Source organism: Bradyrhizobium lablabi (assembly GCF_900141755.1).
GTDB classification, from domain to species: Bacteria; Pseudomonadota; Alphaproteobacteria; order Rhizobiales; family Xanthobacteraceae; genus Bradyrhizobium; species Bradyrhizobium lablabi_A.
The window spans coordinates 1,262,953-1,274,100 of record NZ_LT670844.1; the positions used below are offsets into that span (position 1 = coordinate 1,262,953).

Genomic DNA, 11,148 nt, shown 5'->3' on the forward strand with positions numbered 1-11,148 from the left:
TTCTAGCCGATCGTTTTTTGACACAAGACCCCGCGCCTCCGTGGGCTTGGGGAAGCGAGGGGGTTGGGGAACCGGTGGTGGTGCGGATATTGCAGACATCCAGGCCGCGCGGAGAGGCTGAAATGAGTTTGGTGCAACTTGCGTAACGGGCGTCCCATGGAAGTGTATCTTGCGCAGCCGCGCGGATTTTGTGCGGGGGTGGTGCGCGCCATCGAGATCGTCGAGCGCGCGCTCGAGAAATACGGCCCGCCGGTCTATGTGCGGCACGAGATCGTACATAACAAATACGTGGTCGAAAGCCTGAAGAACAAGGGCGCCATCTTCGTCGAGGATTTGTCGGAAGTCCCGCCGCAGGCGGTCACCGTGTTCTCTGCCCATGGCGTGGCGCGGAGCGTGGAGGAAGAGGCCGCCGCCCGCGGCCTGCCCGTGCTTAATGCCACCTGCCCGCTGGTGACCAAGGTCCATAATCAAGGCAAGCGCTATATGTCGAAAGGCCGGGCGCTGATCCTGATCGGCCATGCCGGCCACCCCGAGGTCGAGGGAACGATGGGCCAGGTTCCCGGCCCCGTGCTCCTGGTCCAGAATGTCGAGGACGTGGCGGCTCTGACGCTGCCCCGGGACACCCCGGTGGCCTACATTACCCAGACCACGCTGAGCGTGGACGACACCAAGGACATCATTGCGGCCCTCCAGGCCCGTTTTACAGATATTCAAGGCCCGGACATCCGGGATATCTGCTATGCCACACAGAACCGCCAATCTGCGGTAAGGGACCTTAGCAAGCTCGTGGATGTCATTTTGGTGGTGGGGGCCACCAATAGTTCCAACTCAAACAGGCTGCGCGAAATCGGCACCGAGGTCGGGGTCGCGAGTTATCTCATTGCCGATGGCAGCGAGCTGAACCCGGATTGGCTGAAGGGCGCCAAGGCGGTCGGGATCACCGCCGGTGCCTCGGCACCGGAGGTCCTTGTCGACGACGTGATCGAGGCGCTGCGGCGGATCGGGCCGGTCGCGGTGTCGGTGCTTCCCGGGCGGGAAGAAAATATCGAATTCCGGCTTCCGGCCGAACTAACTGTGGGCTGATCAACTTCTCTCTACATTACGTCCAGAAAGAAACTTGTAATGGCAATACCCTTCTTCAAGGAACTGAGTATCGGCGGCTATCTGATCAAGCAGAAATTGCTTGGCCGAAAGCGCTATCCGCTGGTCCTGATGCTTGAGCCGCTGTTTCGCTGCAACCTCGCCTGCGTCGGCTGCGGCAAGATCGACTATCCCGACGCGATCCTCAACCGCCGCATGTCGGCGCAGGAATGCTGGGATGCCGCCGACGAATGCGGCGCGCCGATGGTGGCGATCCCCGGCGGCGAGCCGTTGATCCACAAGGAGATCGGCGAGATCGTTCGCGGCCTCGTGGCGCGCAAGAAGTTCGTCTCGCTGTGCACCAATGCGCTGCTCTTGGAAAAGAAGCTGCATCTGTTCGAACCCTCGCCCTATCTGTTCTTCTCGGTGCATCTCGACGGTCTGAAGGACCATCATGACAAGGCGGTGTCGCAGGCCGGCGTGTTCGATCGCGCGGTCTCCGCGATCAAGGCCGCCAAGGCCAAGGGATTTACCGTCAACGTCAACGCCACGATCTTCGACGGACACGCCGCCGAGGACATCGCCAAATTCCTCGACTTCACCACCGAGATGGGCGTCGGCGTTTCGATGTCGCCGGGCTATGCCTATGAGCGCGCGCCCGACCAGGAGCACTTCCTCAACCGCACCAAGACCAAGAAGCTGTTCCGCGACGTGTTCGCGCTCGGCAAGGGCAAGAAGTGGAATTTCATGCATTCCGGCCTGTTCCTGGACTTCCTGGCGGGCAATCAGGATTACGAATGCACCCCGTGGGGAATGCCGGCCCGCAACATTTTCGGCTGGCAGAAGCCCTGCTATCTGCTCGGCGAAGGCTATACCAAGACCTTCAAGGAGCTGATGGAGACCACCGACTGGGACACCTACGGCACCGGCAAGTACGAGAAGTGCGCCGACTGCATGGCGCATTGCGGCTACGAGCCGACCGCGGCGAAAGCAGCGCTGGACAATCCCTTGAAGGCGATGTGGGTGGCGCTGCGCGGCGTGCGGACAACGGGGCCGATGGCGCCCGAGATCGATCTCAGCAAGCAGCGCCCGGCGCAGTACATCTTCTCTGCGGAGGTGCAGAAGCGCCTGTCAGAGATCCGCCGCGACGAGGCCCTCGCCGCCCAGCAGAAAGCCTCGACAGCCGCGTAGGCTTTTGAGCGCGCGATTGAAATCGATCCCGGTCGAGACCAGCGCGCGCAGCGTCGTCGGATTGCGCGCGACGCCGCGCAGGATCTTGCGCAAGTCGATATCGCCATTCGGCTTGATCGCGTTTCTCGCCAGCGCCGGCAACGCGCGGCTGGCGGGATCGCTGATGACCCGGAGCGCCGCGAACGGAAGGCCCGCCTTGGCCGCATAGGCGGCTGCGATATGGCTCTCCATGTCGACGGCCGCCGCCCCCGTCGCCGAACGCAGCGCGGCCTTCAGGGCCTGGGCTGCGACCATCTGCTCGACGCCGGCAAGGCCGCCCCGCACCACGCGCCGGCGCCCGAGAGCTACGCTTGCGATCATTTCTTCATTCAAGGGCAGACCGGCGAGCCAGCGGGTATCGCCGGCCAGCACCTCGGTCGCCACCACGACATCGCCTGATTTCAACGAGGGATCGAGCCCGCCGGCGACGCCGAAACTGATGACGCCCCGGATCGTCCTGGGGTCGAACACGGTGAGAAGCGCCCGCAATTGCTGGGGATCGCTACTGCTGCAGACGACGGTCATCCCGGGCCCGGCCGCGATCCGGGCTTCCTGCACGAGACCAGTCACAATTAGAACCGGCCGCGGATCAATCCGATTACCCGCGAACACAGCGTCCCCCGCCCCCAAACTCACATCCCGACCCCTACCACCCTGCTGTTAGTGTTCTTCAGATTCCGGTACCGCGCCAACGCCCAGAGCGGAAAGAACTTCGGATATCCATGATAACGCAGATAAAATACCCGTGGGAAGCCTGTAGCCGTGTAGCGCTGCTCGTCCCACAGTCCTTTTTCGTTCTGTGTGGCTATTAGGTACTCCACGCCGCGCGCGACCGCCGGATGCCCAACCTCGCCCGCTGCCATCAGCCCAAGCAAGGCCCATGCCGTTTGCGAGGCGGTGGTGGGGGCACCCTCGAATCCCCGGTAGTCGAGCCGGTAGCTTTTGGCATCCTCGCCCCAGCCGCCGTCCGCGTTCTGGATCGACAACAGCCAGTCCACGGCCTTGCGGATTGCCGGATCCTGGTGCCCGACACCGGCGGCATTGAGCGCGCACAAAACCGACCAGGTGCCGTAGATGTAGTTGAGGCCCCAGCGGCCGTACCACGACCCTTCCTTGAGCTGGGTACGGCGCAAATAGGCGACGCCGTCCGCGACCGCCTTGCTGTTTTGCGCGGTTTCGCCGAGCTGGGCCAACATCGAGACGCAGCGCGCGGTGACGTCCTCGGTCGGTGGATCGAGCAGCGCGCCGTGGTCGGAGAACGGAATGTTGTTGAGATAATATTCGAGGTTGTTGACGTCGAAGGCGGCCCAGCCGCCGTCGCGGCTCTGCATGCCCTCGATCCATTCGCGGCCGCGAGCGATCGCCGTATCGTATTCAGTGCTGGCGGTCGCGCGCCGCGTCCGGTCCATCGCCATCACCACGACGGCGGTGTCGTCGAGATCGGGATAATAATCGTTGTTGTATTGGAAGGCCCAGCCGCCGGGGCGAACCTCCGGCCGCTTGGCGGCCCAATCCCCCTTGAGGTCGAGCACCTGCTTCGGCGCCAGCCAATCGAGCCCCTGTTTGGCGGACGGCAATGCCAACTCGTTGCCGGCTTCGATCATGGCATGACAGGTCAGCGCGGTGTCCCACACCGGCGAGACGCAGGGCTGGCAATAGGCCTCATGCTCGCCGATCACCAGTAGCCGGTCGAGCGCATTTCGGGTAATGGCGCGGGGCGGATAATCGGCGCCCTTGCCGAGCGCCTCATACATCATCACGGCGTTGGCCATCGGCGGATAGATCGCGCCCAGGCCATCTTCGCCGTTCAGCCGTTCCTCGATGAAGGCAACCGCGCTCTCGATCGCGCGAGCCCGCAGCTTTTTGGGAAACAGCGGCTCGATCACCCGCAACACGCTGTCCAGGGCGCGGAACAGAAGAAACCAGCCCCAGCTTTGATGCGGCGCTTTCGCCGTCATTCCGATCGAACGCGGCGGCTGCAGGAACAATTCGTCGATGTCGACCCCGCTGACATTCTTCGCCTTCGGCTTGAGCGCCGCCAGAACCAGCAGCGGCACGATCGTGGTCCGCGCCCAGTAGGAAATCTTGTTGAGATGAAACGGCGACCACATCGGCAGCAGCATGATCTCGACCGGCAGCACCGGTACGCTGCGCCACGTCGTTATCCCGAACATCGCCAGCATGAAGCGGGTGAAGACGTTGCTGTGGATGGCGCCGCCGCGCGCGTGGATCGCCTCGCGCGCCCGCGTCATGTGCGGCGCATCGGACGGATCGCCGATCATCTTCAGCGCGAAATAGGCCTTGACGCTGGCGCTCATGTCGAAATCGCCGTCGTGCACCAATGGCCAGCCGCCATGGGCGCCCTGGACCCGGCGCAGATAGTTGGCGATCTTGGCCTCCAGCACGGCGTCGACCTCTTCGCCGAGGTAATGACGAAGCAGCACATATTCCGCCGGGATGGTGGAGTCGGCTTCCAGTTCGAATACCCAGTGTCCGTCCGGCTGCCGGTAGTCGAGCAGCCCGCGCGTCGCCTGTGCGATGCCCGCCTCCAGCGCGCCACTGGCCTCAATTCCAACGCTGTTGATGCCGGAATGCATTTCGCTCGCGATCCTCCCGTTCAACCCTGCCCGGTTAACCCTGCCCGTTCATATCGAAACCGCCTGTGATCTCGATCACGCCCGGCGCATTGCCAGCACCAGGTCGGCGGCGCGGTTTCCCGACCGCACCGACCCTTCGATGGTCGCCGGCAACCCCGTATCAGTCCAGTCGCCCGCGAGAAACAGGTTTTTCCAGTTGGTTAACGGGCCCGGCCGCAGCGCGTTCTGCTCAGGCGTCGCCTCGAAGGTGGCGCGGCGCTCGCGCACGATCTGCCAGGGCGGCAATTCGCCCGCAACGCCTGCGGCCTTGCAGATGTCCCGCCAGATCGCCTGCGCGAGTTCTTCGCGCGGCATATCCACCAGCCGGTCGCCATTGCTGATGGTGATCGACAGCCGCTGCGGGAAGGCGAACAGCCACTCGACCAGCCCGCCCACCACGCCCATGATCGGCGGCAGGTCGCGGGGCGGATCGAAGCGAAAATGCGCGTTCACGATCGCCCGGAATTTCGATGGCGTCTTGAGCCCCGGCAGCAGTGCTGCGGCCGGGCGCGGCGGCACCGCCATTATCACGGCGTCGTCGAGCCCGACCAGGACGGTGTCGCTGCCGAATTTCAATTCACCGACTTGACCCGCGGACATCGCGAATTCGCGCAACTCATGTCCGAACTGGACGCTGGCGCCTTTCGCCTGCAACAGCTTGATGGCGGGCTCGACCAGCACCGCGCTCAGACCCTCGCGCGCGATCAGCGGCCGGCAGGCCTGGCCGCCCGCCAATAGCGTTTCGCGCACCACGGCGCCCGCAAGGCCGGCCGACCCCTCGGGCGGATCGACGTTGAGCGCCGCCAATAGCAGCGGCTGCACCAGCCGCTCATACAGCGTTCCCTTGCAGGGGATGGCATCGCCGACCAGTTTGCTCTTCGCCGCCCAGATCAGCGGCATCAATGCGAGATAATCGAGCAAGCCCGTATCAGGCACCCGGCGGGCCTCATCGAATATCCACAGCGGCAGCCTGCCGTCACCGAGGTCGAGTTGCCAGCGCTGACCGGTCGAGAGATCGACGAACGGGAATTGCGCGCGCGGCGGCCCGACCAGCCCCGCCTCGGAGCCGATCGCGCGCGCATAGGCCACGGCGTGACGGTTGCCGGAAAGCAGCAGATGATTGCCATTGTCGATCATCAGGTTGGTCGCCGCGTCGAAATACGAGCGGCAGCGGCCGCCGGCCTGCTGGGTTGCTTCATGGACATGGACTTTGAAATTCTCGTTCGCCAGCCGAACGGCTGCCGAGAGGCCCGAGATTCCAGCGCCGATGATGTGGACGGTGTTTGGCATCAGATGAAGGCGTAGCGAAGAACGATGGCGAGGCGCGCGATCTTGTTGAGGCGAACCGGCCGGCGCGGCGCGGCAAACCCTCTCTCGACCAGCAACTGAAGTATCGCGCGATAATATTTCGACATGATTCGCGGCGCGCGCACCACGCGCCGCGAATTGCGGCCCATGACCTCGTCGGCCTTTTGAAAATGCATCCGCGCCCGTTCGACCAGCGGCGCGCATACCTTCGGCAAGCCCGGGTCGGCGACGACCTTGGGCGGATCGAACTTGGTGATGCCCGCGTGCAATAGCCCCTCGAGCGGCAAATACAGCCGGCCGATTGCGGCGTCTTCATCGATATCGCGCAGGATATTGGTCAATTGCAGGGCGCGGCCCAGATGATGCGCGAGCAGGATGCCGTCGTCCTGCGGCAGGCCAAACACCCGCACCGACAATCGTCCGACCGCGCTCGCCACGCGATCGCAATAAAGATCCAGCGTTGCGAGGTCCGGGGCGCGAATGTCCTGCGGCACATCCATCTCCATGCCATCGATGATGGCCAGGAAATCTTCGCGCTTTAAGTCAAACCGCCGGACCGAGGCGACGTAGTCGGCGAGCCGCGGCGGCGGATCGCCGCGATACAGCGCGTCGATATCGTCGCGCCATTGTTGAAGCGCGGCGAGCCGCTCGGGCCGCGGACCATCGGAATCGGCGATGTCGTCGACCTGCCGGCAAAAACTGTAGATCTGGAACATCGCCTCGCGCTGTTCGCGCGGCAGGATGCGCATCGCGGCGTAGAACGAACTGCCGGACGCGGATGTCCCGTAACTGGGATTGGCTGCCGCCGCCTCAAGCGTCATGCGCCGGCCGCCGGTTTGGACACGGGTCGCCGTCCGATCGCGCGGCGGGTGATCTCGCTCGCTACGCCACTGAGACTATGCGCGAGCAGTTCGATCGGGCCGAGATGCACTCTCTCGCTTAAGGGATCGCGCACTTTCAAGAGCCGAACGATCTTGTCGGCAAAGGCCTGGATCACCGAGATCTCGAGCCCGAGCCGGAAATCCTTCACTTCGGTGCTGAGCGATTTGCTTTCACCGAGCAGCGCCTCGGTTCGCACCGCGAGCGAATGCAGGCATTGCAACAGCGCCGGCGATGCCCTGCCCTCGCCGAGCGCTTCCACGGCGGCGCCGCCGGCCGCGAGCGCATCGCGCGGCAGATAGACGCGATTGAGGTCTCGAAAATCCTTGCCGCAATCCTGCAGATGATTGTTGATCTGCAGGCCGGCGCACAATGCATCCGATGCCGCCCAGGTCGAGGTGCTCTCGCCATGGACGTCGAGCATGAAGCGACCGACCGGCATCGCCGAATAGCGGCAATAGTGAATCACTTCATCCCAGTTCTCGTAGCGAAGTTTTGTCACATCCATCCGGAACGCAACGAGGACATCGAGCGCATGGCGCGGCGGCATCGAACGTTCCGAGAGCGCACGCCGCAGATTGACGGCCTCTTGCTGGCTGTCGCCGTTGCCCAGCAGTTCCGCTGCAAGCAGGTCGAGATAGCGGAGCTTGTCTTCTCCGCTCAGCGTCGCATGGTCGGCGATATCGTCGGCGGTCCGGACGAAATTATAGAACGCGAGAATCAGCGCCCGGTGGCGCGGATGAATGATCCACGACGCGACCGGAAAGTTCTCGTCGCGGTGAGTCTTGCCGGATCGCAATTCGCTCGCGCTGGTCATTTAACAACTGGCTGCATTCGCTGAAAATCGTGACGTCGCATGTTCCGGGTAATACCCGCGCATGCGAAGGGATCGCAGACCCCATATAGGGGAATACGAGATGAAACAGAAGAACGAAAAACCTCAACAATTCAATGAATTTGAACAAGCCGCCTCGTCAGTTCGGGACGGTTCGGACGTGAACGGGGCGCGAACAGGCTCGAAAAGTGACGCAGGATTGACACAGCCCTGTTCGCTGAAAGTTCTGGCCAGCCACCTCGCCCGCTTGCGCCCCGGCCATCCTGCCGGCCCGCACATTTCGAACCTGATCAACCAACTCGGCAACTATGAACGCAACCCGGTTTTGCTTCGACCGATGATCCTGATGTCGATGCAGCGAATCGAAGAGGCGCGACCGGGCCCGATGAATGCAGAACACCACTCACCCAACGGAGATCAAAATGATGCCGACGCCTAACCTGCGATCAGAAGCATTCCTGACGGCCACAGAAAAGGCCGTCGATAACGCGAGGGCCAAGGCCGAGATCGCAATCGAGAAAATATTGCTGGGCCTTGAACATGATACGCTACTTCGCATTGATCAGGTCCAAGTCGATACTAGGAACTTTGCTAATTGTAACGTCGAGATTTTCTTTGTCGAAAAGCCGCCGCCCAGCAATCAGAGCTAACCGCCCCAAAGAGGAACGAGGATAGACGATAATGAGCGATAGTAAAACCCGAGATTGGCTTGAGGCTCATCGGGACTACGCGCACGAGGATCGGTGCCTGATCTGGCCTTTCACTCGCGATAGACGCGACGGGCGCGGCCGCACAAGCTTGGACGGGGAACGCCGGGCGCACCCTATCATGTGCAAGATGGTCAACGGTCCACCACCGGCCGATAAGCCCCAGGCGGCCCATAGCTGCGGCAACGGGCACCTAGGATGCGTTAATCCTCGCCACCTATCTTGGGCCAACAATTCCGAGAACCAGCATCAGCGGTACGCCCATGGGCGCGCCAATTCACACACGCAAGGAAGCCGCTCTCAATTCACCCCGGAGCAGATCGAAACCATCCGGTCACAATGGGGCGAGTTCACCCAAGAGAGGCTTGCGGAGATGTACGGCGTTTCGATATCCACAATTCAATATTATTTGAATGATCGCGAGAAACGAGGCCATGACGGAGTAAAGCATTGGTCGTCTGACGATGATGACCAGCTTAGGCAGGGCGTTGCCGAGGGCCTTAGTCTCAATCAGCTCGCCGCCTTAGTTGGAAGGTCGCGCAAGGCCACAGAACATCGCGTCTACCGAATTGGACTTACATCTGGACAGCGGCCGACTCCGAAAAAAGAACGCGGCCTATCCGAGGAAGCGGGAGGGCGGACGTGAGCGAGACCCTAGCCGAACTTGTCAAGGAAACCCTTGTGGAAAAGAACCGCCGGCTAAGGCAAGCGAAGTGCCGCCATGAGGAAGTCTATTCTTCGACGGTCGCGGGACCAACCGGGACATTTACAAATTCGCTTTGCCTCGACTGCGGGAAGTCTTGGCATACAGGTGATCAGTAGACCTCACCTATAGCAACGATGCTGACCTAACAATTGTCGAATGGGGAGCGCGGGGCCGCGACATGATTGAGCGAAAGCGTCTAAGGCAGATGGGCGTCCCCGAGGACATGACCGCCGACGATGTGAAGGCGCTATTCAGCCTGCCGGACGATGACAGGATGCACCAGCAATGCCCCGTAGGGGCTGGATGGAGCCTTTGGAATCCCTGTCCGGTTTGCGGGGCCCTTGGGCCGTGGTTTGAAAATGGTGAGTGTGTCGATGGTGAGCGCACCTGACCGAGGATCATTGACCCCAACATGCAGACAACAGACCCCCGAATACCTACTGGCTATAATTGGCTCATGCAGCAGGTTGAGCATAGCGGCGACGAATGTTTAATTTGGCCGTTCGCTTGTTGCACGCCAGGATATGGCCTTTTCCAGTACCAGAAGAAACGGCACTTGGCGCATCGCTTCATGTGCGAATACAAGAACGGACCCCCGCCAGAGGGGCATCTTGCCGCCCATTCTTGCGGGAACCGACGTTGCGTCAATCCAAATCATCTCTCTTGGAAAACTCACGCCGGCAATCAGTTGGATCGCCGCACACAAGGAACGGCCAGCAGGCGTCAAGCAAAACTTACACTCGTGCAGGCCAGACAAATTAGGGCGCTCAAAGGCATGGAGACGGCACCAGAAACCGCAGCAAAATACAGCATTACGGAATCCAACGTGCGCCTGATCCAGGACGGCAAGACTTGGAAGGAAGAGCGCAAAATTCCAATGGCCCTTACGAGGGAGCAGGTTTTGGAGATCCGACGGATTGGCTACACCAAATCCTTGCGGGAAATATCCGACCTGCTCGGGGTCGGCACGGGCGCCGTTGATAGCGTCCGGAACGGCCGATGCCACAAGGCTGTGGTATAGGGATGGGTCACCAGAGGTGAGCAGAGACCAATGGTCTACTTCCGCAGCATAGTCAGAAGTCGAGCAAAGAAGCGCCCGAAAGTGACAGACGCCGAACAACAGTTATTCGCGACTGGAGCGACCGAGATCGCCCCCAAGTCGCCTAGGCAGTCCTGCACATATTGCAGCCGAGAAATGATCCGGCGCCGGGCAGCATTCGGCCGACATCACATCGGCCTCGCCAAGACGAAGGATCACGTTTTCCCTCAGTCGCGAGGGGGCCGCAAGACAGTCCCATCGTGCTATGCGTGTAATCACGCAAAAAGTGACATGCCGCCAGAGATTTGGGAATTGTTTATGGCGGACAACCCGTCATGGTGGCTGCTGGAGAAGAAGGATCTGAGGAGGGCGCGCAAGAAAGCCATCCTGGCAACCGCTGAATTTAAGCGGGTGGCATCAACTATCCCGCCGCCACTGACGGAGGACTACAGTGCAATGAGAGAGCATTGGGTTTTTGTCGTGCGCTGCATGCGGCAGTCCGCCGCCATGCCCCAGTCCTAAGCGAACACGGAGGCACCATGGATTATCTAGTATTTGAAGGCGAATGCCGGACGATCATAGGGGGTGCGGAGGCTTGCTGGCGCAAGAACGATCCGTCGTATTCGTGGCACGTTCTAGACTGGCTTTGCTACCGGCAGCGCCTAAAGTATCCGCTAGTACGGAGCTGCGATCAGATCATAGATATGTCTGGCACCGTGCCATAACCA

11 protein-coding genes are annotated in these 11,148 nt (G+C 61.6%); 6 read left to right on the plus strand and 5 right to left on the minus strand.

Annotated features, from left to right (window positions below; genetic code table 11):
• Window positions 1–156: 156 nt before the first annotated feature.
• Together ispH and hpnH are read left to right on the plus strand one after the other, a co-directional pair.
• A complete protein-coding gene (ispH, locus tag B5526_RS05940; RefSeq protein ID WP_079537368.1) occupies window positions 157–1,083 on the plus strand; it encodes a 4-hydroxy-3-methylbut-2-enyl diphosphate reductase in 927 nt (308 codons plus the stop codon).
• 39 nt (window positions 1,084–1,122) lie between these two features.
• Window positions 1,123–2,271, plus strand: coding sequence for an adenosyl-hopene transferase HpnH (hpnH, locus tag B5526_RS05945; protein ID WP_079537369.1), 1,149 nt, complete (start codon window positions 1,123–1,125; stop codon window positions 2,269–2,271).
• Here hpnH and B5526_RS05950 read toward each other — a convergent pair.
• The 5 genes from B5526_RS05950 to hpnC form a co-directional block, all read right to left on the minus strand.
• A complete protein-coding gene (locus tag B5526_RS05950) occupies window positions 2,212–2,946 on the minus strand; it encodes a phosphorylase (protein ID WP_079537371.1) in 735 nt (244 codons plus the stop codon). The two genes, hpnH and B5526_RS05950, sit on opposite strands and share 60 nt — an antisense overlap.
• Window positions 2,943–4,907, minus strand: a complete 1,965-nt coding sequence (shc, locus tag B5526_RS05955) for a squalene--hopene cyclase (protein WP_079537373.1) — start codon at window positions 4,905–4,907, stop codon at window positions 2,943–2,945. The genes B5526_RS05950 and shc overlap by 4 nt, the downstream gene beginning before the upstream one ends.
• Window positions 4,908–4,982: 75 nt before the next feature.
• A complete protein-coding gene (gene hpnE, locus B5526_RS05960; RefSeq protein ID WP_079537375.1) occupies window positions 4,983–6,236 on the minus strand; it encodes a hydroxysqualene dehydroxylase HpnE in 1,254 nt (417 codons plus the stop codon).
• Entirely contained in the window at window positions 6,236–7,075 is an 840-nt protein-coding gene (hpnD, locus tag B5526_RS05965; RefSeq protein WP_079537377.1) for a presqualene diphosphate synthase HpnD, read from the minus strand. Before hpnD ends, hpnE begins: the two co-directional genes overlap by 1 nt.
• The gene (gene hpnC, locus B5526_RS05970) at window positions 7,072–7,950 is read right to left on the minus strand and encodes a squalene synthase HpnC (protein WP_079537378.1); all 879 of its coding nucleotides are present in this window, start codon (window positions 7,948–7,950) and stop codon (window positions 7,072–7,074) included. Before hpnC ends, hpnD begins: the two co-directional genes overlap by 4 nt.
• Window positions 7,951–8,050: 100 nt before the next feature.
• Here hpnC and B5526_RS05975 point away from each other — a divergent pair, with 100 nt between their 5' ends.
• The 4 genes from B5526_RS05975 to B5526_RS05995 all read left to right on the plus strand — a co-directional run bounded on the left by B5526_RS05975 (window position 8,051) and on the right by B5526_RS05995 (window position 10,942).
• Window positions 8,051–8,407 carry a hypothetical protein gene (locus tag B5526_RS05975; RefSeq protein WP_079537380.1) on the plus strand — a complete coding sequence of 119 codons (357 nt, stop codon included), beginning with the start codon at window positions 8,051–8,053 and terminating at the stop codon, window positions 8,405–8,407.
• Window positions 8,391–8,618, plus strand: coding sequence for a hypothetical protein (locus B5526_RS05980; protein WP_079537381.1), 228 nt, complete (start codon window positions 8,391–8,393; stop codon window positions 8,616–8,618). The genes B5526_RS05975 and B5526_RS05980 overlap by 17 nt, the downstream gene beginning before the upstream one ends.
• A 1,220-nt stretch (window positions 8,619–9,838) precedes the next feature.
• Entirely contained in the window at window positions 9,839–10,402 is a 564-nt protein-coding gene (locus B5526_RS05990; protein WP_172841978.1) for an HNH endonuclease signature motif containing protein, read from the plus strand.
• A 309-nt stretch (window positions 10,403–10,711) separates the two neighbouring features.
• Window positions 10,712–10,942 carry a hypothetical protein gene (locus B5526_RS05995; protein WP_079537385.1) on the plus strand — a complete coding sequence of 77 codons (231 nt, stop codon included), beginning with the start codon at window positions 10,712–10,714 and terminating at the stop codon, window positions 10,940–10,942.
• Window positions 10,943–11,148: the final 206 nt, after the last annotated feature.